The following is a 20,073-nucleotide window of genomic DNA, read 5'->3' as shown; positions in this document are numbered from 1 at the left end:
TCGTGTGTGGGGGCCGCGGGCCCCTCGGCCAACCTGCTCGTCCGGCTCTCAGGCCGATTCGTACGCGCGCTTGGGGGATTTCTCCACGACGTCCGCCAGTCGGGCGAGCATGGTGCGGTGCCGCAGTTGGATCAGCGCGTCCACGGCCGCGTTGTGCAGCTTCCCGCCGGGCCCGGTCAGCGGGTGCTCGTCGACGATGACCAGGGCGTACTCACCCCAGGGGCGTACGTCGACGGCGATGCGCGCGGCGCCGAGCCATCCGCTGTCGGCCTCGAGCTCCAGGATGCGGGGCTCTTCGCATCGCCGGACGGTCGTGGTGCCCGACAGCGTCCGCCAGCCCACCTTCACGGTGTACGTGATGCTCGAGCCCACCTTGGGCCAGTGGCCTTCCTTGGGCTCCGACCGGTCCGTGCCCACCACCCACTCGCCGTAGAGCGACCCGTCCGCGAGCACCGCCCAGACGTCTGCCACGGACCGTTTGATCAACCGGTGTCGTACGGCCATTCGGCTCTCCAGCCCTCGTCGGATGCGGCAGCCTGCGTCGGATGCGGCGGCTTCCCGGTACCCGGCCCGTCCATTGTCATTCCTTCTCACCCTCGCAGGCGTTCGAGGGGTTCGCCGCCTGCCGGACGCCGAACCGGGTACATGTGTGCGCGTGAAATCTCCCCGCACCATTCCGGCGGCGTCGGATACGACGACTCCGCTCAAGAAGGCACTGACCACCCCCCTGCTCTACTTCTTCATCCTCGGCGACGTCCTCGGCGCGGGCGTGTACGTCCTGGTGGGTCAGGTCGCCGCCGACACGGGCGGCGCCGTGTGGGTGCCCCTCGTCGTGGCGCTGTGCCTGGCCCTCCTGACGGCCGCCTCGTACGCCGAACTCGCCACGAAGTACCCCCGGGCGGGCGGCGCCTCGCACTACGCGACCCTTGCCTATGGGCCCTTCGCCGGGTTTCTCGCCGGTTTCTGCATGCTGGCCGCCGGGATCGTGTCGGTCGGTGCGCTGGCCCGCGGTTTCGCCGGTGACTATCTGGCGGAGTTCGTCACCCTTCCGGTGGCGCTCGTCGCGGTCGTGTTCCTCGCCGCGCTTGCCCTGCTGAACGCGCGGGGCATCAGCGAGTCGACACGGGCCAACGTCGTGGCCACCGTCATCGAGGTGAGCGGGCTCCTGCTCGTGATCGGGCTCGGCGTGTGGATCGTGCTGCGCGGTGACGGTGACGTCGGACGGCTGACCGACCTGGGGACACCGGAACACGGGCCCGTGGCAGCGGTCCTGAGCGGGGCGGTGCTCGCCTACTACTCGTTCGTCGGCTTCGAGACCTCCGTCAACGTGGCGGAGGAGACCCGTGATCCGCGCCGCTCCTATCCGCGGGCCCTGTTCGGCGCGCTGATCACCGCGGGCGCGGTCTACGCCCTGGTCGGAGCCGCGGCGGCGGCCGCCGTGCCGACCAGGACGCTCGTCGAGTCCAGCGGGCCGCTCCTCGAAGTCGTCCGGGCGGCCGGCGGCGTCCCCACGGAGCTGTTCAGCGCCATCGCCTTGGTCGCCGTCGCCAACGGCGCCCTGCTCACCGGCATCATGTGCTCGCGCCTCGCCTACGGCATGGCACGTGACCGGCTGCTGCCGGGCTTCCTCACCAAGGTGCTGCCCGGCAGGCGTACGCCGTGGGCGGCCATCGCCGTGACCACCGCCCTCTCGCTGCTGCTCGCGCTGACCGGCGACGTGTCGACGCTCGCCTCGACCCTGGTCCTCCTCCTGCTGGTGGTCTTCTTCCTGGTCAACACGGCGGCTCTGGTGCTGCGCCGCGATGCCACCCCGCGGGACCACTTCCGGGCCCCGACGGTGCTGCCGGTGCTCGGCGCGGTGTCCTGCATCGTGCTCGCGACGCAGATCGAGCGCGAGGTGTGGCTGCGGGGTGGAGCCATCTTGCTGGTGGGCGCGGTGCTGGGCGCCATCACCGCCGTACGCCGACGCCGAAAGACCTGAGCCCGCGCCGGTGCCTACGCGGCCTGGATGAGCTCGGCTCGGCCGAACAGGAGCGCGTGGCCGGAGGGAAGCTGCGCCAGGATGCGGGTCAGCAGATCAGGGCCCGCCAGAACGGCGACGGCGGCCAGGACGGCGCCGGTGTCCCAGCGCGTGGTGGCGGGGCTCGCCCCGGCCCGGGCGGCGAGGTCCTTGACCAGGCCCCAGCCGGTCAGCGGCTCGGGGTCGGGGATCTGGGCGGTGAGGACGAGTGCGGCCTCGACGGGGAGGCGGGCGGCGAGCTCGACGCGTTCGTCCCCGGTCAGCTGCCTGCCGAGTCCGCCGAGGACCAGCCGGACGGCTTCCTCGGCCCGCTCCCGGGTGGGGTACGCGCCTTCGTAGCGGACCTTCTCCAGCATCTGCTGGTAGGTCATCGCGGGGAAGGGCCGGGTGGGTTCAGGTCGTTCGAACATCGCTGGGTGCGCGCCTTTCTCGTCGCGGAGGTCGTGTCGCGGGTGCCGGGCAGCTGGACGGCACCCGCGGAAGGGTCTGGGGGCGGGCCGGGGAGCGGCCCCTGCGTCGGAAGACTTGCTGCTTCGCCCCGTCGGGCGCGGAGGACACAGTCAGGGGGAGATGTCCGTCCTCCGCGCCCCTCGTGCGTGGCTGCGGCTCAGCCGCTGATCTCCCTGTGGGACGTCTCGGTCCCGATGGAGATCTTGCGGGGCTTGGCGCGCTCGGCGATCGGGATGCGCAGGGTCAGCACACCCGCGTCGTAGTCCGCCTTGATGCGCTCGGTGTCCAGCGTGTCGGCCAGCACGATCTGGCGGGAGAAGACGCCCAGAGGCCGCTCGGACAGTTCCATCTGGACGCTCTCGGACTTGGCGACCGGGCGGCGCTCGGCCTTGACGGTCAGCATGTTCCGTTCCACGTCGATGTCGATCGCCTCGGCGGTCACGCCGGGCAGATCGAAGGCCACCACGTACTCGTCGCCCTCGCGATAGGCGTCCATGGCCATCGCGGAAGGCCGTGACCATGTGCCGGGGCCGACCAGCTGCTGAGCGATGCGGTCGAGCTCGCGGAAGGGGTCGGTGCGCATCAACATCGCGAAACACCTCCTGAAGGTCCGGGCAGTACCTGCCAATGCGCTTCACCTGCCATCGGTTGTAGCATGTCGTCCAGTGGATGACAAGTTGCATGTCGTCCACCCGATGACAGCAATGAAGGAGGTCCCATGGCAGCGACCGGCCCGCCAGAACCACCCCACGCCCACGCCCACAACCCGGCTTCCTTCCTGGCCGCGGCTGCCGCCCTGGAAGCCATCAGCGACGCCGTGCAGGTCGCCCAGGAGTCCGACACCAACGCGTCAACCGCCGACGGCGCCAACCCCGAACAGGCCCTGGCCTCACTGCTGTTGCTGCGCGAGGTCCGTGAACAGCTCGCCACGTGGGAAGCCGGCCTGATCGAGACCGCCCGTCATGCCGGAGCCAGCTGGGCCGACCTCGCCCACCCCCTGGGAGTCGCCAGCCGTCAGGCCGCCGAACGCCGCTACCTGCGCCAGCGCCCCGGCCCGACCGGGAGCACCGGTGAGCAACGCGTGCAGGCCACACGCCGGCGCCGCGCCGCCGACCGCTCCCGCACCGCCTGGGCCCGGACCAATGCCGGTGCCCTGCGCCGCCTGGCGGGCCAGGTCATGTCGCTCACCGGGCTGCCGCCGCAAGCCCAGGTCCCGATCGGGCAGTTGGACGCGGCGCTCGCGCACGACGACCCCGCGGCCCTGATCGACCCCCTGACGACGGCCCGCCCGTACCTGACACGCACCCACCCCGATGTCGTCGCCCAGCTCGACGCCCTGACCGGCCACCTCGACGAAAACGGCCCCGACTGACCGGCGGCGCCGCGCGCCGCGGGAGCTGGAATGTGGAGTACGCAGCAACCCGAGGTGCGAGCGCCGCAGAAAGGCGTCGCATCTTCTCATGAGAACGGGGGGAATGCGCGTGCAGCGCATTCCCCCCGGCCGATGTCTTTCCTTGTAACTGCTCGCGGATTCCGGTCAACCGCCGACGTACCAGGTGAATCCGCCTGATGCGGCGACGGCGATCAGCACGATGAACAGAATCACGTCGATGATGCCCAGAATGACGGCCGCCTTCGCCATGCCTCCGCCGCCCCTGAACGTCTTCTGGCGCAGCGCGATCGCACCGAAGATGATCGCGAGCGGACCGAGGATGAAGCTGAGGAAGAACACACCGACGATGCCGCAGACAAGTCCGGCTATCGCGAGGCCGTTCGTCCGGGAGCCGGAAGAAGCTGCTGACGGATTGCCGTAAGCCGACATGGCCACACTCCTTGGTGATCGCATTCCAGCATTGCGTGACGTGAAGCCGAGTGCCCCGGAACTCGGTTCGTAGTCAGCGATGCGGTCACCTGGTTGAGGATTCATCCGCCGTGACGTATCAGCGGCGCGCGACGCGCGCGCCGTGCCAGTCGCGTCCAACTCGCCCCCAGCGGGCGCTCTTTCCTTGCGCGGGCCTGCGGAGCGTAGTTCGACCAGCGCGGTTGTTCGCGGGTGAAGTCCACGATGCGGAAGACGCGCTCGCCCTCCTTTCGGCGGGCGGCGTCGAAGCACGGTCCTTCGCCCAGGCGTTGCTGCAACGCGTCGCTGTCGACGACCAGCTGATCTGTCGCCGCGATCGTCTCCACGCCGCTGCCGTGCAGGACCAGGATGCCCGCGGCGTCACAGCCCTCCACCAGCTCGGTGGCCGATGTGGTGATCCGCCGCAAGGTGGCGTCCACCGACTCCTGCGCCAGCAGATCGCGCGCCAATGACGCCATCTGTTGCGCGAACCGCCCCCAGTCCACTCTGCCCCTCCGCCCCTCGACCTGCCACGACTGCTGCCGTGCCTCATCCGTCAGGGACGATCCTGCCGCATGAGCGAGACCGCGACTGCCAAACGGTCACGGCGTCTCGGCGCGCGGGACGGCGGGCGGCTGATCCTCGGCCCGGGTTGGGGGTGCGGGTGCGGGTGTGGGTACGGGGGTGGTGCGTGGACCCGGGTCCACGCACCAGGCGTATGAGGCCTATGGCGTCACCAGTTGTAGACGATGTCACCGTTGCTGTTGACCATCTTGAACGTTCCGTCCCCTTGGTCGATCACGCACCCGAAGCCGCCGTCCCCGGTCTCTCCGCAGAAGGTGTCGGCGCTGGCGGGGCCCGCCATGGCGATGCCGCCGCCGACGAGGAGCCCTGCGGCCGCGACGGCCACGGCGAGCCTCCTGGCCCGCCTGCGGCCCGGCGGCGGGGTGGTGCTGTGCTGCTCCATGACTAACTCCCTGCTTTCGTTGGGCTGTCGATCGCTGGGAGTTCGTAGCCTCGACCCGGTCGGATTGCCCCAGTCCCGGGATCTGGGGAGAGGACCGCGAAGATCCGCTCGAAACGGGACGTCATCTCTGCGGCCGTCTGCTCCGGGTGGTGTCGCCACCATGCGACGGCGGCGCTCACGGTCCCGTACCAGAGGTGTGTGGCGAGGTCGGTGTCGAGCGGGTCGTCGGCCACGGGGGAGTCGAGGAACTCGGCCACACCGACCGACCCCAGGCGGTTGAGCTCACGCCGGTGGACGGTGGCCGCCGCGTGCAGTTCGCCGTCGGGCGGCAGCGTCGTGTCGTAGACCAGCTCCCAGTCGTCCAGCCGTCCTGCGAGGGCGTGGAAGATGGCGGCGAGGGTGCGAGCGGCGCGCGTGATGTCGGGAGGGCCTTCCTGCGCGCTCGCCACCGCCGCGACCAGGCGGGTTCCGGCTCGCTCCAAGCAGGTCAGGTACAGGCCGTCCTTGGACCCGAAGTACTCGTAGATCATGGGCTTGGTGATGCCGGCCCGGGACGCCACCTCCGCGGTCGACCCGCGGGCGTAGCCCTTCCTGCCGAATTCCTCCGCAGCCGCGTCCAGGATCAACCGCTCCCGGTCCCTGCGGGGCATCCCCTTGGTGCCCACGTTTCGCGTGGCCTTCTCCTGCTGGCCCATGGCGACACCCTATGCCAAGGTGACCGCCAGGTAACTTACCCGGCGTTCAGATAGGTGGCGGTCATGACCGGCAAGACGCGTTCGTGGTGGGGCTGGGGCAACGTCGAGGACGCGGTGACGGGCCGGGAGCGTGCGGAACTCACCCGGCGCACGGCCCAGTTGCTGCCGGGCGCCGACCTGACCGTGCACGAAGCGCCTGCGATCGCATCCTTCGGCATGGGTGCGAGCAGGGTCCGTGCCCCGGCGTCTTTGGCGCCGATCGTCTCGGCGGACGTGCGCGACCGGCTCGCGCACAGCCATGGGCAAGCCTTCCGCGACGTCGTGCGGGCACTGTTGGGCAAGCTGCCCCACGTGCCCGACCTGGTCGTACGCCCGGCCTCCGAGGCCCAGGTCGTCCACGTGCTCGACTGGTGTCATGACGCGGACATCGCGGTCGTCCCGTTCGGCGGCGGCTCATCGGTGGTGGGCGGTGTCGAGCCGCGGGTGGGGGAGCGGTATGCCGGGGTGGTCAGCCTGGACATGACGTCGATGGACCGAGTCCTTGACGTCGACACGACCAGCCGGGCCGCACTCGTCCAAGCAGGCACCCTGGGCCCTCACCTGGAGGAGCAGTTGCGCCCCCGGGGATACACCCTGCGGTTCTTCCCGCAGTCCTTCGAGTTCTCCACGCTCGGCGGCTGGCTGGCGACCCGGGCGGGTGGCCACTTCGCGACGCAGCTGACGCATGTCGACGACCTCACCGAGTCGTTGCGGGTCGTCACCCCCAGCGGAGTCGTCGAGTCCCGCCGTCTGCCCGGCTCGGGCGCCGGGCCTTCGCCCGACCGCATGTTCCTCGGCTCCGAAGGCTCGCTGGGCGTGATCACCCAGGCCTGGGTGCGGCTCCAGGACCGCCCTCGGTGGCGGGCCGGTGTGTCGGTGGGCTTCAGCGACCACGGCGCGGGCGTGCGGGCGGTGCGCGCCTTGTCCCAGTCCGGGCTGAACCCCGCCAACTGCCGACTGCTCGACCCCATGGAGGCGCTGATCAACGCGGGTTTTCCGACCGCGGTCCTGGTGCTCGGCTTCGAATCCGCGGACCACCCCGTCCACGCCTGGATGGAACGGGCGCTCGAGCTCTGCCGTGACCACGGCGGCACCCTGGCCGAGCCGCCCCGCTACACCGACAGCACAGGCAGCACGAGCAGCACGAGCAGCACGGACAGCGCGGACAGCACCGACCGCGACGCCCGCAGCCGAGCCGCCGACACCTGGCGCTCCTCCTTCGTACGGATGCCGTACCAGCGTGACGCGTTGGCCGCGCAGGGCATGATCGTGGAGACGTTCGAGACGGCCTGCACCTGGGACCGGTTCGACGCGCTGCGCGCGGCCGTCGACGAAGCCGCGCGGAACGCGATGCGCCAGGTCGGTGCGGAAGGCGTCGTGACCTGCCGGTTCACCCATGTCTACCCGGACGGGCCCGCCCCGTACTTCGGGATTTACGCCGCGGGCCGATGGGGCAGGACGGTGGAGCAGTGGGACGAGATCAAACAAGCCGTCTCCCAGGCCCTGATGGCACACGGCGCCACCATCACCCACCACCACGCGGTGGGCCGCGATCACCGTCCCTGGTACGACCAGCAGCGCCCCGACCTCTTCGCCGCCGCCCTGCAGGCGGGCAAGAAGGTCCTCGACCCGGCGGGCATCCTCAACCCCGGGGTCGTCATCGATCCGCTGCCTGCTCCCTGAGGCGGAGGCGGAGGCGGGGGCGGCATGACGGAGGCCACGGCGTAGGCGTGCGGCTCACAAGTCGAGGTCGTGCAGGGCGTTCTCGACGACCTCGGTCAGCGCGGGATGGATCCACAGCGGTTGTTCCGCGACGTCCCGAGCCGTCAGGCCGAAGCGCATGGCGAGGACGAGCGGCTGCACCAGGGTGGATGCCTGGTCCCCGAGAATGTGGGCGCCGAGCAGGCGGCCGGTGCCGCGTTCGGCCAGCACCTTGCAGAAGCCGGTGGTGTCCTCAAGAGCCCAGCCGTACGCCACGTCCTCGTAGCGGTGCGTGGCGCTCGCGTAGTCAAGACCCTGCTCACGGGCCTCTTGTTCGGTGAGTCCCACCTGGGCGATCTGCGGGGAGGTGAACACGGCCGACGGCACGACGTCGTAGGACATCGAGCGCGGTCGGCCGGGATGCAGGAGGTTGTGGGCCACCACGGTGGCCTGGCGGTTGGCGACATGTTTCAACGGGGGGCCGCCGCCCGCGATGTCGCCCAGCGCCCAGACGCCGGAGGCACTGGTCCGCAGCTGCTCGTCGACGGTGATCAGGCCCTTGTCGTCGCATGCGATGCCGGCCCGTTCGACGTCGAGGTGGTCGCTGTTGGGGCGACGCCCGACGGCGACGAGCAGGGTGTCCGCCTCGATCACCGTCTTGTCGTCGAGCGTCAGCCGCAGCGCGCCGGGCTCGCCGGCCACCTCGCTCAGCTCGCGCCCGAGCCGCAGATCCCACTGCGCGTCCACGAGATCGGTGAAGACCCGGGAGATCTCTTCGTCCTGCGGCATCAAGAGCCGTTCCTGCTGCTCGACCACGGTGACGGCGGCCCCGGCCGAGTGGAAGACGTGGGCCAGCTCCGCCGCGATGTAGCCGCCGCCGAGGATGACCATCCGCTCGGGCACCTGATCAAGCCGCATCACGGTGTCGGAGGTCTCGAAGGGCAGCCCCGAGTCGGCGACCACCGGTGGCACCACGGGGCGCCCGCCCCCGGCGATCACCATCCGGTCCGCCGTGACCCGCTCGCTCCCGCCCTCGCCCTCCACCAGCAGCTCACGCTCCCCGGTGAACTGCGCGCGCCCCCGGTAGACCGTCACGAAGTCCTCGTCCCGACGGCCCTGCTCCCCGTCGCGTGACGTGGCGTCGAGCCGCCCGAAGACACGCTCCTGGACCGCCGGCCATACGACGCCTTGCAGCGTGGCCCGGACGTTGTGACGCTCGCTCTCCCGCACATGACGGGCCACGTCCGCGGTCAACGCGAGCATCTTGCTGGGAATGCACCCCGCATTGAGGCAGGTACCCCCGAAGGGACCCTCCGCCACGACGGCGACATCCAGATGGGCGAAGCGGTCGTCGATGAGCGAGTTGCCCGTACCCGCTCCGACAACGACAAGATCATGATGCGGCATGAAGGATATGTAGCCGCCCCTCGCGTATTCACACCTGCGTGGCCTGAAGGCAGTCACGGCGCAGGAGGGCGCCGGGAGCGTTCGTTTCGAAAATATTGGGCGAAAAGAGAAAAAGTTACCTATCTGGGCAATCCAAACGTGCCGGTCGTGACGAATGCCTGATGTGAGGGCGTGCAGGAGACGCGCCGACCCGGTGGCCCCGCGCCTTCACCGGCCTGTAGGCCGTCAGGGGGGCCGGTGGATGTCTGTGTCCGCCGAAGGAGGGTTGATCATGACTGCTCACCGCGCAACCACCCGTCACCGCGCAACCACCCGGATCGTGCTGGGAGCCGCGGCACTGGCGCTGCCCCTCTCGCTCGCGGCGTTCGCACCGTCGGCGTCGGCAGGTGACATGGAGGGCCCGTTCGGTCCTGCCTGTTCCTCTGTCCCCAAGGACGGTGCGGGCTCGCTCGACGGCATGGCCAAGGACCCCGTGGCGACCGCCGCATCGAACAACCCGGAGCTGTCCACCCTGGTGACGGCGGTCAAGAAGGCCGGTCTCGTGGACACGCTGAACAACGCGGAGAACATCACGGTGTTCGCGCCCACCAACGCGGCCTTCGAGAAGATCCCGAAGGCCGACCTGGACAAGGTCCTCAACGACAAGGCCCAGCTCACCAAGATCCTCACCTACCACGTGGCAGGGGAGAAGATCACGCCGGACAAGCTGGCGGACGGCACCTTCAAGACGCTGGAGGGAGGCAGCCTGACCACCTCCGGGTCGGGCGAGTCGTACAAGGTCAATGACAGCGCCAAGGTGGTCTGCGGCAACATCAAGACCGCCAACGCCAACGTCTACCTCATCGACACCGTCCTCATGCCCAAGAGCTGACCCACGCTTCGCCGACCGGGCCCCGCATCCGGACGTTCAGGATGCGGAGCCCGCCTTCTCGGGGTCGTGGCCCCAGTTCATGAGGGAGTAGCGCCAGGGTGTCTCGGTGATGTCGCCCTTCGGGCGTTGCTTGATGTGCCGATGGACGTAGCCGACGACCTTGCGCATATGAGTGACGTCGCTGTCGGTCAGGTCGGCCTTCTTGGTGCGCAGCAGTGTGACGATGCGGCGGCCCGAGGCGTGGCCCACGCTCTCCGATGAACCGTCGGACTGGCCCACGCTGCGGGAGTCCTCAGTCTTGAGCCACGTCTCGAGCTCGCCCGCGGTCATGTTCACGGCTTCGTCGAACTGCTCCAAGGTGTCCTTGCGGTCCGTTTCGGCTGCCTTGGTCATGACGACTTGCGCTTCTTGTGCAGTGACTCCGGCTTGTGGACCGCCCGGCGGCCGGACTTCTCGCTCTCCACCTCGTACTGCGGCTCGTCCTTGGAGGCGTCGACCGTGCGGCCGGCGGTCTCGGTCCGTCCGGTGATCTTCTTCTTCACGGTGCCGGGGGTGGTCTGCCCGTGGCTGCTCCAGGTGACCTCGTCACCTTTGCGGAGTTTCTTGTCCTTGGCCATGTGGCGTGTTCCTTCCGATCGTCGGGACGACGAGTCTCATGATGGAGCTGAACACCACAGGGGGCATTTCGGGAGCGGACAGACCTCCGAAGGTGGCAACAGAGCGGTAGTGGCATATGGAGGCGAGCCGGATGGCAAAGGTCCATGACCGCGGTGCGGCGGACGTCGTGGTCGTCGGTGCCGGTCTCGCCGGCCTCGCCTGCGCCCTGGACCTGTGCCGCGCCGGGCGGCGTGTGACCTTGCTGGAGGCGTCCGACGGGCCGGGCGGGCGGATGCGGACGGACCGGCAGGACGGGTTCTTGCTGGATCGCGGGTTCCAGGTGTTCAACACCGCCTACCCGCAGGTGAAACGGCGCGTCTATCTGCGCAGTCTTCGGCTGCGCCCTTTCACCCCGGGCCTCCTCGCACACACCCCGGACGGTCCGGTCCGTCTCGTCGATCCGACCAGGGAGCCCGGTGCGGCAGGGGCCCTGCTGCCCGGGCGGGTCCTGGCGCCCCGCGACCTGGCCGCGATGGCGGCGCTCACCGCCCGCGATGCCGTGCTGCCCGTCACCCTTCTCAAACGACGTCCGGACCGCTCCACATCGGCCGCGCTGTCCCGGGCGGGCGTCTCGGACGCGGCGGTGGATCACATCCTGCGTCCGTTCCTGTCGGGAGTCTTTCTGGAGGATCGCCTGGAGACCTCCGCCCGGTTCTTCCACCTGGTGTGGCGGAGCATGGTCCGCGGGTCACTGTGTCTGCCCGCCGAGGGCATCGGCGCGGTGCCCGCGCAGCTGGCCGGGAACTTGCCTACCCGTGTCCTGCGCCTGGAGACGCCCGTCGCCGAAGTCACCGACGCGGGCGTGCTGCTGACGGACGGAAGTGAGGTGCCGGCCGCGAGCATCGTGGTCGCCACGGACGCCGCGACGGCAGCCCGCCTGCTGCCGGGCCTGCCCGTGCCGGACGGACGCACGGTCACCACCTACTACCACGCATCCGGCAGCCCGCCGCTGCGCGAACCGACCCTGGTGGTCGACAGCACCGGAACCGTGCTCAACACCTGTGTGCTCAGCGAGGTCTCGCGTACCTACGCACCACCCGGCACAGCACTGATCTCCACCTCGGTGCTCGGCACGGACGGGCCCGGCGCGGCCGAAGCCGTGCTCCGACGCCTGGCCGAGCTGTACGGCACCGACACCAGCGGCTGGCAGCAGGTGGCCGTGCGCACCGTGGCGGGGGCGCTCCCCGCCATGCTGCCGCCCTGGCCGCTCAGCCGCACTGCCCGCCACCGCCCGGGACGGTATGTGTGCGGGGACCACCGGGCCACCGGTTCGGTGCAGGGCGCGCTCGCGTCGGGCTCGCGCGCCGCACGGGAGGTGCTGGCCGACTCCGCGCGCGGCTGATGCCGCCGCCGTCGGCCGTCCCGCCTCAGGGGGCGTCGTCCCCCACGTGCGCCTGCTGCGCCAACAGCTCGTCCAGGTCCGTGAGTCGGTCCAGGCCGCGCACGGCCCTGACCATGCGGGCGTTCCTCTCCAGCACCGCGCGATGCCTGTGCAGGAAGGCCCAGTAGCCGCCGCTGAAGGGGCACGCGTCGTCGCCGGTGCGGCGTTTGGGGTCGTACGCGCACGGGCCGCACAGGTCGCTCATCCGGTTCAGATAGGCGCCGCCGGAGGTGTAGGGCTTGGTCGTCATGCGCCCGCCGTCGGCGAACTGCGACATGCCCACCACGTTCGGCACCATCACCCAGTCGTAGGCGTCGACAAAGCACCGGTGGAACCAGTCGGTGACGGCGGCCGGATCCCAGCCGCGCTGGAGCGCGTGGCTGCCGAGCACCATCAGCCGGGGAATGTGGTGGGTCCAACCGGTGGCGCGCACCTGCTGGAGGACGGTCGACAGACACCGGGCCTCCACCGCGTCGGCGTCGAGTTCGGCGAACCAGTCGGGTACGGGAGCGTGGTGCCGCAGGGCGTTGCGGTCACGGTAGTCCCGCTCGAAGTACCAGTAGAGGTGCCATACGTACTCCCGCCACCCCGCGATCTGCCGCACGAAGCCCTCGACGCTGTTGATCGGCGCGTGGCCCGAGCGCCAGGCGGCTTCCGCGCGCTGCACGCATTCGTCCGGGTCGAGCAGTCCGAGGTTGAGCGGAGCGGAGAGCAGGCTGTGACTCATCACCGGATCTGCGGTGAGGATCGCGTCCTCGTACGCACCGAATGTGGGCAGCCGGTGTTCGATGAACCGGTCGAGTGCGGCGAGCGCCTCGCGGCGGGTGGCGGGGAAATGGCGCGGCGCGTCCTCACCCACGAAGGAGACGTCGCCCGAGCGCTCCCAGCGGTCCAGGTCCTCGCGTACCTCGGCGTCGATGTCGTCCTCTTGCGGGCGGTAGGGGGACGGCACGTCCAGCGTCGCCGCGCCCTTGGGCGGTGCCTCCCTGTTGTCGGTGTCGAAGTTCCACTGGCCGCCCGCGGGTTCGTCGCCGTTCATCAGGATTCCGCCGCCGCGCCGGACCCAGCGGTAGAAGTCCTCCTGGCGCAGCCGGGTGGATCCGTGTCCCTTGGCCCAGGCCGCGAAGTCGTCGTTCGGCACGAGGAACCCCCGTGCGGGCAGCACTCGTACGCCGGGAAGCGAGGACACGAAGTCGAACGCGGCGTGGGAGGTGGGGTGATGGACGGTGATGTCTCCGACGACGGCGGCTTCGCGCAGGCCCTGGCGGTAGGTCTCGGCCTTCACATACCGCACGCGATCACCCAGCTCGGCGGCCCGGTGGCGCATGGCCGACAGCACCAGGTGTGCCTTGGCCCGGTGAAACCTCCGCCTGCGCAGCACGGAACGGGCCTCGATCATCAGCAGCGGAGCGTCGTGCCGGGGCCCCGTCGTGCCCGGTTGGGTGAAATGGGGCCCGAGCTGATCCCCGAAGAGCCAGTGCGTCGTGGGGATGGACGACCCATCGGCGTCGTCGGTGCCATCGGCCTTCTGGGACATCTGACCTCGCACTGTTCGGGCTGTCGCACGGCGACGCTCTCGCGGCCGGGCGTCCTCGCGGCTGCCGGGTTTCGCACACTATGTGCAGCATCGGCCGTCGGCGTGGTGCCGCGCCCCGGTTCACGCCGTGCGCCGGTAGTTCAGCAGATCCAATGCATCATCCGAGGATCTCGTAACTCTGTCGAATATTTGCAATCCATGCCACGCATCTTGCGTTCTCGCTGTGGTGGCGGTTGAGTGCTGGCGACGCCCCCACGCCCCATGCCCTGAAAGAGCACGCCACAGATGTGGGCCGGTATGTCGCAAGGGTCGCTATGTCATGAACGCGTCAGTACCCGTACGTCGAAAGGAACATCGTGAGATGGAGACAGCGGAGCCGGCGCACCATCGGCGCCTGGCTCACCGCCGCGTTACTGGCCGCCGGGGTTCTGCCCGTCGCCGCCCACGCGGCGCCGACGGCGCCGTCAGCGCCCGAGGCGGCCACGAATCTGGCGCTGAAGAAGCCCATCGAGGCGTCCTCGTCCACCCAGACCTACTACGCCCCCAACGCCAACGACGGCAGCACGAGCAGCTATTGGGAAGCCAGCGGCCATCCGTCGACGCTGACCGTGAAGCTCGGCGCCGACGCGGAGCTCGACTCGGTCGTCCTCAAGCTCAACCCGGACGCGGCCTGGTCGACCCGTAAGCAGAACATCGAGGTGCTCGGCCGCACCCAGTCCGCCACCGACTTCAGCACGGTCAAGGCCAGGGCCGACTACACCTTCGACCCCGCCGGCAACCGCAACAGCGTGACGATCCCGGTCTCCGGGCGCTATGCCGAGGTCCGGCTGAAGATCTACTCCAACAGTTCCGGATACGCGGGCCAGGTCGCGGAGTTCGAGGTCAACGGCACCCCGGCGCCCAACCCGGACCTGACCGTCGCCGACCTGAGCTGGCGGCCCGCGCAGCCCAGCGAGAGCGATGCCATCAAGGTCGACGCCACCGTGCGCAACACCGGTTCGGCCGCATCGGCGGCCACCACCGTCGACGTCAGTCTGGGCGGTAAGGTCGCGGGCAACGCCAAGGTCGGCGCGCTCGGCGCCGGTGAGTCGGCCACGGTCCCGGTCGACATCGGCAAGCGGGCGCAGGGCAGTTACACCGTGTCCGCGGTGGTGGACCCCGGTGACACGGTCGCCGAGCAGGACAACGACAACAACAGCCGCACCGCCGAAACGAAGTTGACCGTCGGCCAGAGCCCCGGCCCCGACCTGGAGGTCACCGGCATCACGTCGACCCCGGCCAACCCCGCCGTCGGCGCCGCCGTCACCTTCACGGCGAAGGTGCACAACCGCGGGACCAGCGCCGTGAGCGCCGGCTCGGTGACGCGCCTGACCGTGGGCGACAAGACACTCGACGGCACCACGCCCGCCCTGGCCGCGGGTGAGAGCGCCACCGTCGGCCTGGCCGGCACATGGACCGCCACCAGCGGCGGCGCCACACTCACCGCGACCGCCGACGCCACCGACGTCGTGGACGAGACGAACGAGGACAACAACGTCTTCGCACGCTCCATCGTGGTCGGGCGCGGCGCGGCAGCGCCCTACGTCGAGTACGAGGCGGAGGACGGCAAACACAACGGCACGCTCCTGGAGGCGGACGCCGAGCGCACCTTCGGCCACACCAACTTCGCCACGGAGTCCTCGGGCCGCAAGTCGGTGCGTCTCAACTCGACGGGCCAGTACGTGGAGTTCACCTCGACCAGCGCCACCAACTCCATCGTCGTACGCAACTCCATCCCCGACGCACCGGGCGGCGGCGGCCAGGAGAAGACGCTGAGCCTCTACGCCAACGGCAAGTTCGTCCAGAAGCTGGCCCTGTCGTCCAAGCACAGCTGGCTGTACGGAAACACCGACCAGCCCGAGGGCCTGACCAACACCCCTGGTGGCGACGCGCGCCGGCTCTTCGACGAGTCGCACGCCCTGCTCGCGCAGACCTACCCCGAGGGCACCACATTCCGCCTGCAGCGCGACGCGGGGGACGACGCCGCGTACTACACGATCGACCTGATCGACCTGGAGCAGGTGGCGCCCGCGGCGAGCAAGCCCGCCTCGTGCACGTCGATCGCCGAGTACGGGGCCGTCCCCAACGACGGGATCGATGACGCGAACGCCATCCAGAAGGCGGTGACCGCCGACCAGAACGGCGAGATCGACTGCGTGTGGATCCCGGCCGGGCAGTGGCGCCAGGAGAAGAAGATCCTCACCGACGACCCGCTGAACCGGGGCCAGTTCAACCAGGTGGGCATCAAGAACGTGACGATCCGAGGCGCCGGCATGTGGCACTCGCAGCTGTACTCGCTGATCCCGCCGCAGGACGCGGGCGGCATCAACCACCCGCACGAGGGCAACTTCGGCTTCGACATCGACGACAACACGAAGATCTCCGACATCGCCATCTTCGGCTCCGGCACCATCCGCGGCGGCGACGGCAACGCCGAAGGCGGTGTCGGTCTCAACGGCCGCTTCGGCAAGAACACCAAGATCGCGAACGTGTGGATCGAGCACGCCAACGTCGGCGCCTGGGTCGGCCGCGACTACAGCAACATCCCCGAGCTGTGGGGACCCGGCGACGGCCTCGAATTCAGCGGGATGCGCATCCGCAACACCTACGCCGACGGCATCAACTTCACCAACGGCACCCGCAATTCGTCCGCCTTCAACTCCTCGTTCCGCAACACCGGTGACGACGCGCTCGCCGTGTGGGCCAGCAAGTACGTCAAGGACCCGTCGGTCGACATCGGCCACGACAACGTCTTCCGCAACAACACGGTGCAGCTGCCCTGGCGCGCCAACGGCATCGCCGTGTACGGCGGTTACGGCAACAAGATCGAGAACAACCTCGTGTACGACACCATGAACTACCCCGGCATCATGCTCGCGACCGATCACGACCCGATCCCCTTCACCGGGCAGACGCTGATCGCGAACAACGGGCTCTACCGCACCGGCGGGGCGTTCTGGAACGAGGACCAGGAGTTCGGCGCCATCACGCTGTTCGCGCAGGGCCCGAGCATCCCGGGTGTCACGATCCGCGACACCGACATCCATGACTCGACGTACGACGGGATCCAGTTCAAGACGGGTGGAGGTGCCATGCCGGACGTGAAGATCAGCAACGTGACGATCTCCAGGTCCAACAACGGCTCCGGCATCCTCGCCATGGGCGGCGCGCGGGGCAGCGCGACGCTGAGCAACGTGAAGATCAGCGACTCACGGGACGGAGACATCCTGATCGAGCCCGGCTCGCAGTTCGTGATCAACGGAGCGAACGCGCGCCTCGACCCCGCCATACCGGGGACCAGGCAGGGGCTGTAACGCCCTTCCGGCCTCTCACACCGGCCGGAGTGTCTGACGGGGCCGCCCGGATCTGTGTCCCAGGTCCGGGCGGCTTGTCGTGGTTGTTTCTCGCGCCGTCACGGGGTGAGTCGTTTCTCGAACCAGTGGTGGGCGTAGGGCTCGTCGTTGAAGGCGGGGACCTCGGTGTAGCCGCTGGTGCGGTAGAGGCGGGTGGCGGCTTCCAGGGCTTTGTTGGTGTCGAGCCGTACGCGATCGCTGCCGTGCCGGGCGGCGCGCTCCTCGAGTTCGGACAGGAGACGCCGGGCCAGACCAAGACCGCGCGTGCGGGGGCCGACCCACAGTCGTTTGATCTCGGCGGGTGCTCCGGGCGGCAGTTTGAGCCCCGCGCAGCCCACCGGCTCACCGTGCAGCCGGGCGACGAGGAACAGGCCGCGTGGGGCGCGCAGTTCGCCCGGGTCGGGCAGCAGGCTGGTGCCGGGGTCGAAGCCTCCGTCGAAGAGTTCCTGCAGTTCCGCGGCGTATGAGCGCAGGCAGTGGGCGGCGTCCGGGTGGCCGGGATCGAGTACCTCCAGGGAGACCACCGAGGCTGTCAGGAGCCGCTCGACCTCAGCCATGGCCGAGGTCAGTCGCTCCCGCTGCCGGGTGGCGAGCGGGGCGAGGAGCGATGCGGCGAGGGCGTCGCTGCGCTCGCCGAGCACAGTGCGCTCAGCCCGTCCGGCCTCGGTCAGGCGCACGGTGCGTACCCGCCGGTCGCGGGGATGGGGCTCGACGACGATCAATCCGTCGCGCTCGAGGGCCCGCAGCAACCGGCTCGCGTAGCCGGAGTCGAGACCGAGCCGGTCCCGCATGCTGCGCACGTCCTGCGCCGTCTCGTCGTCGCCGAGCTCCCACAGCAGCCGGGCCTGCCCGTAGGGGCGTGTGCCGCCGAGGTAGTGATCGTGCAGTACTCCCACGCGCTCGGCCACTGTCCGGTTGAAGCGGCGTACCTGCTGCACCTGCTCGTTCCGCATTCTCTGACTTTAGTCAGAGAATGCGGAGCCGGCCATGTCCAGTGCCCGGCTGCCCGGCGCACAGCTCTCCCTGAGGTCGTCGAGTTCGGCGGCCGTCAGCTGCTTCTCGGCCGAGCCGCGCCGGCTGGTGTCGAGTTGGGCGCACGCCCCGTCCAGCCATTGTCGGGAGGGGTCGACCCCGATGAACGCGGCGAGGCGGGTGAGTTCCTCCCGCGGGGCATCGAGGAGATCCTCGTAGGCGAGGGTCATGCGGTGAGCGGCGGGCAGCCCGCCGAGGAAGCGCGTGCCCTGGATGACCAGCTCGGACCACAGGGCGCCGAACCGACGCAGGGGAAAATCACGGTCCTGCACGAGGGCGGGGTCGAACCGCTCGTCGAGCAGGGGCGCCAGGTCGGGCGGCAGCGAGCGCACGTGCTCGTCGGTCAGGTCGCCGAAGTTCTCGACGCCCGTCCGTTCTCTGATCTCGCGGATCAAGGTGATCACGCGGTACCCGGGGTGGCGGCTCATGGGCAGGGCGCAGTCGGGCCCGTCCCGGAAGAGGTGCACGAACTTGGCGTGGGGGAAGGCGGCGCGCAGCCCTGGAGCCCAGCCGGTCGAGTAACCGGAGCGTTCCACGACGGCACTGCGCCCCCCTCGCGTGCCGAGCAACTCGAAGAGCGCTTCGTGGTGTTGCGCGGCGGGGCGCTCGGGCCAGTCGACGACCGCCTCGCGGATCTCGTCGAGCAGGCCGTCGGGGTCGTCGGTGAGGTGCGGCAACACCATGAGGGAGAGCGCGGGGATGCCCGTGCCCTGCGCCGTGTACCGCCCCGGGCGGCGCGTGTAGAGGAACTCGGGCATGAGGACGCCACTGCGGATCATGTTCGCGAAGTACGGGGTGGGCCGGAAGAGGGCCTCCCAGAACTCCGCGCCCGAGACCTGGCCTTCGGGGAAGGCCGCGTTACCGACGGAGGCCATGTACTCGTTGAGGCTGAGTACGTCGGGGTGGGTGTTGAGGATGCGGGACAGCGCGGTGGAGCCGCTGCGGCCGGTGCCGATGACGAAGGTCAGACTGCGCAAAGTCGCTCTCCGAGGCCGGGTGGGGATTCCGGGACTGGGTGCACCTCAGCACACCCTCGGCGAGGACACCAGGTGGCGATGGGGGAAGCAGGGCACTGCCCTCAGTGCTCGGGAAACCAACTCACGTTGACTGGAGGGCCGTTGACGTAGCAGATTGCGTTCCGCTGTCCTTGCTTCCCACCCTGACCAGTTGAGAGAGGCGCCATCATGACCAGTGAACCGGCCGACATCCACAAGATAGACACCTCCCTTCCGCACAGCGCGCGCGTATGGAACTACTGGCTCGGCGGCAAGGACCACTACGAATCCGACCAGCGGGCCGGTGACGCCTACAAGGAGAAGTTCCCGCTGATCGTCCCGATGGCCCAGGAGTCACGCGATGTACTGCGTCGCTCGGTGAGCTGGATGGCGCGGGAGGGCATCAAGCAGTTTCTCGACGTGGGTGCCGGACTGCCCACGGCCAACAACACCCACGAGATCGCCCAGCGCATAGCGAGGGACAGCCGGGTGGTGTACGTGGACCACGACCCGATCGTTCTGATGCACGTCGACACGCTATTGCGGAGCACGCCCGAAGGGGCCACGGACTACGTGCTGGCGGACATGCGCGACACCGAGACGATTCTCGAGGGCGCGGCGAAAACGCTCGACATGTCTCAGCCGATCGGCCTTGTGATCAATGATGTGCTGGGTCATATAGACCCCTGGGAAGACGTGCTGACTCTGGTGCGCGGTCTGATGGCCGGACTCCCGTCCGGCAGCTATGCCTCGCTGAGTCATTCCGACGCCGACGACGAACTGCACCGCAGCGTGCAGGAGGAGTACAACAACTCCGGCGCCATTCCCTATATTCTGCGCAGCCCGGAGCAGACGGTCTCACTCTTCGACGGTCTTGAATTGGTCGATCCGGGCTTCGTTCCCTGGCCGAAATGGAAGCCGGACGCGACCATGCCCGGCTCGTTGACCATCCGGGCCGGATGGGTCGGCGTGGCTCGAAAGCCGTAAGGCCTTCGCTCAGTAGGCGGAGTCGACGTTGTCGATCGAGCCGTACTTGTCGGCGGCGTAGTTCGCGGCCGCGGTGATGTTGGCGACGGGGTCGGTCAGGTT

General features: G+C 69.4%; 19 protein-coding genes and 2 pseudogenes. 7 read left to right on the top strand and 14 right to left on the bottom strand.

The features are described 5' to 3' along the window. Positions 1–48: 48 nt before the first annotated feature. Positions 49–504 carry an SRPBCC family protein gene (locus ACWD02_RS32340; RefSeq protein ID WP_451216894.1) on the bottom strand — a complete coding sequence of 152 codons (456 nt, stop codon included), beginning with the start codon at positions 502–504 and terminating at the stop codon, positions 49–51. Between the two features lie 151 nt (positions 505–655). Between ACWD02_RS32340 and ACWD02_RS32335 the strand changes: the two genes are divergently transcribed. Continuing rightward, entirely contained in the window at positions 656–1,981 is a 1,326-nt protein-coding gene (locus ACWD02_RS32335) for an APC family permease (protein ID WP_451216891.1), read from the top strand. Positions 1,982–1,995: 14 nt separating this feature from the next. Here the strand turns inward: ACWD02_RS32335 and ACWD02_RS32330 are convergent, their stop codons facing one another. Together ACWD02_RS32330 and ACWD02_RS32325 are read right to left on the bottom strand one after the other, a co-directional pair. Further along, entirely contained in the window at positions 1,996–2,430 is a 435-nt protein-coding gene (locus tag ACWD02_RS32330) for a DUF2267 domain-containing protein (protein ID WP_451216888.1), read from the bottom strand. 197 nt (positions 2,431–2,627) lie between these two features. Further along, on the bottom strand, positions 2,628–3,059 hold the full coding sequence (locus tag ACWD02_RS32325) for an Hsp20/alpha crystallin family protein (RefSeq protein WP_451216885.1): 432 nt from the start codon (positions 3,057–3,059) through the stop codon (positions 2,628–2,630). Positions 3,060–3,188: 129 nt separating this feature from the next. Between ACWD02_RS32325 and ACWD02_RS32320 the strand changes: the two genes are divergently transcribed. Then, a complete protein-coding gene (locus tag ACWD02_RS32320; protein ID WP_451216882.1) occupies positions 3,189–3,842 on the top strand; it encodes a type III effector protein in 654 nt (217 codons plus the stop codon). Between the two features lie 165 nt (positions 3,843–4,007). Here the strand turns inward: ACWD02_RS32320 and ACWD02_RS32315 are convergent, their stop codons facing one another. From ACWD02_RS32315 to ACWD02_RS32300, 4 genes and pseudogenes are all read right to left on the bottom strand, one after another. After that, on the bottom strand, positions 4,008–4,292 hold the full coding sequence (locus ACWD02_RS32315; RefSeq protein WP_451216879.1) for a DUF4190 domain-containing protein: 285 nt from the start codon (positions 4,290–4,292) through the stop codon (positions 4,008–4,010). A 188-nt stretch (positions 4,293–4,480) separates the two neighbouring features. After that, positions 4,481–4,789: pseudogene (locus tag ACWD02_RS32310) on the bottom strand (GAF domain-containing protein); the annotation flags it as partial. A gap of 254 nt (positions 4,790–5,043) precedes the next feature. Continuing rightward, positions 5,044–5,277, bottom strand: a complete 234-nt coding sequence (locus ACWD02_RS32305) for a hypothetical protein (protein ID WP_451216876.1) — start codon at positions 5,275–5,277, stop codon at positions 5,044–5,046. Positions 5,278–5,279: 2 nt separating this feature from the next. Continuing rightward, positions 5,280–5,972, bottom strand: coding sequence for a TetR/AcrR family transcriptional regulator (locus ACWD02_RS32300; RefSeq protein WP_451216873.1), 693 nt, complete (start codon positions 5,970–5,972; stop codon positions 5,280–5,282). A gap of 63 nt (positions 5,973–6,035) precedes the next feature. On the opposite strand from ACWD02_RS32300, the gene ACWD02_RS32295 reads away from it, so the two are divergent. Then, a complete protein-coding gene (locus tag ACWD02_RS32295; RefSeq protein ID WP_451216870.1) occupies positions 6,036–7,694 on the top strand; it encodes an FAD-binding oxidoreductase in 1,659 nt (552 codons plus the stop codon). A 54-nt stretch (positions 7,695–7,748) separates the two neighbouring features. On the opposite strand, the gene ACWD02_RS32290 is transcribed toward ACWD02_RS32295, so the two are convergent. Beyond that, positions 7,749–9,119, bottom strand: a complete 1,371-nt coding sequence (locus ACWD02_RS32290) for a mycothione reductase (protein WP_451216867.1) — start codon at positions 9,117–9,119, stop codon at positions 7,749–7,751. Positions 9,120–9,390: 271 nt separating this feature from the next. On the opposite strand from ACWD02_RS32290, the gene ACWD02_RS32285 reads away from it, so the two are divergent. Then, on the top strand, positions 9,391–9,990 hold the full coding sequence (locus tag ACWD02_RS32285; RefSeq protein ID WP_451216864.1) for a fasciclin domain-containing protein: 600 nt from the start codon (positions 9,391–9,393) through the stop codon (positions 9,988–9,990). Between the two features lie 36 nt (positions 9,991–10,026). Here ACWD02_RS32285 and ACWD02_RS32280 read toward each other — a convergent pair whose 3' ends face one another. Both ACWD02_RS32280 and ACWD02_RS32275 read right to left on the bottom strand, forming a co-directional pair. After that, positions 10,027–10,383: a DUF3140 domain-containing protein gene (locus ACWD02_RS32280; RefSeq protein WP_451216861.1), complete on the bottom strand. Its 357-nt coding sequence runs from the start codon at positions 10,381–10,383 to the stop codon at positions 10,027–10,029. After that, complete coding sequence (locus ACWD02_RS32275; RefSeq protein ID WP_451216858.1) at positions 10,380–10,607, bottom strand: DUF2945 domain-containing protein; 228 nt, start codon at positions 10,605–10,607, stop codon at positions 10,380–10,382. The genes ACWD02_RS32280 and ACWD02_RS32275 overlap by 4 nt, the downstream gene beginning before the upstream one ends. Positions 10,608–10,738: 131 nt before the next feature. Here ACWD02_RS32275 and ACWD02_RS32270 point away from each other — a divergent pair, with 131 nt between their 5' ends. Beyond that, entirely contained in the window at positions 10,739–11,989 is a 1,251-nt protein-coding gene (locus ACWD02_RS32270) for an NAD(P)/FAD-dependent oxidoreductase (RefSeq protein ID WP_451216855.1), read from the top strand. A 25-nt stretch (positions 11,990–12,014) separates the two neighbouring features. On the opposite strand, the gene ACWD02_RS32265 is transcribed toward ACWD02_RS32270, so the two are convergent. Next, on the bottom strand, positions 12,015–13,565 hold the full coding sequence (locus tag ACWD02_RS32265; protein WP_451216852.1) for a cryptochrome/photolyase family protein: 1,551 nt from the start codon (positions 13,563–13,565) through the stop codon (positions 12,015–12,017). 356 nt (positions 13,566–13,921) lie between these two features. Between ACWD02_RS32265 and ACWD02_RS32260 the strand changes: the two genes are divergently transcribed. Next, complete coding sequence (locus ACWD02_RS32260) at positions 13,922–16,918, top strand: CARDB domain-containing protein (protein WP_451216849.1); 2,997 nt, start codon at positions 13,922–13,924, stop codon at positions 16,916–16,918. 98 nt (positions 16,919–17,016) lie between these two features. Here ACWD02_RS32260 and ACWD02_RS32255 read toward each other — a convergent pair whose 3' ends face one another. Next, positions 17,017–17,910: a bifunctional helix-turn-helix transcriptional regulator/GNAT family N-acetyltransferase gene (locus ACWD02_RS32255; RefSeq protein ID WP_451216846.1), complete on the bottom strand. Its 894-nt coding sequence runs from the start codon at positions 17,908–17,910 to the stop codon at positions 17,017–17,019. A gap of 9 nt (positions 17,911–17,919) precedes the next feature. Beyond that, positions 17,920–18,966, bottom strand: coding sequence for a sulfotransferase (locus tag ACWD02_RS32250; RefSeq protein WP_451216843.1), 1,047 nt, complete (start codon positions 18,964–18,966; stop codon positions 17,920–17,922). Between the two features lie 207 nt (positions 18,967–19,173). Here ACWD02_RS32250 and ACWD02_RS32245 point away from each other — a divergent pair, with 207 nt between their 5' ends. Beyond that, positions 19,174–19,971 carry an SAM-dependent methyltransferase gene (locus tag ACWD02_RS32245; RefSeq protein ID WP_451216840.1) on the top strand — a complete coding sequence of 266 codons (798 nt, stop codon included), beginning with the start codon at positions 19,174–19,176 and terminating at the stop codon, positions 19,969–19,971. 9 nt (positions 19,972–19,980) lie between these two features. On the opposite strand, the pseudogene ACWD02_RS32240 reads toward ACWD02_RS32245, so the two are convergent. After that, positions 19,981–20,073: pseudogene (locus ACWD02_RS32240) on the bottom strand (transglycosylase SLT domain-containing protein); the annotation flags it as partial.

The organism is Streptomyces sp. NPDC002853 (assembly GCF_053591915.1).
This window is presented reverse-complemented; position numbering and strand designations above follow the sequence as displayed.

What these genes read in the sequence shown, in the direction of transcription:
- ACWD02_RS32265 (WP_451216852.1), bottom strand. Translation starts at nt 13,565, where the DNA reads ATGTCCCAGAAGGCCGATGGCACCGACGACGCCGATGGGTCGTCCATC.
- ACWD02_RS32275 (WP_451216858.1), bottom strand. Translation starts at nt 10,607, where the DNA reads ATGGCCAAGGACAAGAAACTCCGCAAAGGTGACGAGGTCACCTGGAGC.
- ACWD02_RS32270 (WP_451216855.1), top strand. Translation starts at nt 10,739, where the DNA reads ATGGCAAAGGTCCATGACCGCGGTGCGGCGGACGTCGTGGTCGTCGGT.
- ACWD02_RS32285 (WP_451216864.1), top strand. Translation starts at nt 9,391, where the DNA reads ATGACTGCTCACCGCGCAACCACCCGTCACCGCGCAACCACCCGGATC.
- ACWD02_RS32315 (WP_451216879.1), bottom strand. Translation starts at nt 4,292, where the DNA reads ATGTCGGCTTACGGCAATCCGTCAGCAGCTTCTTCCGGCTCCCGGACG.
- ACWD02_RS32330 (WP_451216888.1), bottom strand. Translation starts at nt 2,430, where the DNA reads ATGTTCGAACGACCTGAACCCACCCGGCCCTTCCCCGCGATGACCTAC.
- ACWD02_RS32290 (WP_451216867.1), bottom strand. Translation starts at nt 9,119, where the DNA reads ATGCCGCATCATGATCTTGTCGTTGTCGGAGCGGGTACGGGCAACTCG.
- ACWD02_RS32280 (WP_451216861.1), bottom strand. Translation starts at nt 10,383, where the DNA reads ATGACCAAGGCAGCCGAAACGGACCGCAAGGACACCTTGGAGCAGTTC.
- ACWD02_RS32305 (WP_451216876.1), bottom strand. Translation starts at nt 5,277, where the DNA reads ATGGAGCAGCACAGCACCACCCCGCCGCCGGGCCGCAGGCGGGCCAGG.
- ACWD02_RS32320 (WP_451216882.1), top strand. Translation starts at nt 3,189, where the DNA reads ATGGCAGCGACCGGCCCGCCAGAACCACCCCACGCCCACGCCCACAAC.
- ACWD02_RS32245 (WP_451216840.1), top strand. Translation starts at nt 19,174, where the DNA reads ATGACCAGTGAACCGGCCGACATCCACAAGATAGACACCTCCCTTCCG.
- ACWD02_RS32255 (WP_451216846.1), bottom strand. Translation starts at nt 17,910, where the DNA reads ATGCGGAACGAGCAGGTGCAGCAGGTACGCCGCTTCAACCGGACAGTG.
- ACWD02_RS32295 (WP_451216870.1), top strand. Translation starts at nt 6,036, where the DNA reads ATGACCGGCAAGACGCGTTCGTGGTGGGGCTGGGGCAACGTCGAGGAC.
- ACWD02_RS32325 (WP_451216885.1), bottom strand. Translation starts at nt 3,059, where the DNA reads ATGTTGATGCGCACCGACCCCTTCCGCGAGCTCGACCGCATCGCTCAG.
- ACWD02_RS32300 (WP_451216873.1), bottom strand. Translation starts at nt 5,972, where the DNA reads ATGGGCCAGCAGGAGAAGGCCACGCGAAACGTGGGCACCAAGGGGATG.
- ACWD02_RS32340 (WP_451216894.1), bottom strand. Translation starts at nt 504, where the DNA reads ATGGCCGTACGACACCGGTTGATCAAACGGTCCGTGGCAGACGTCTGG.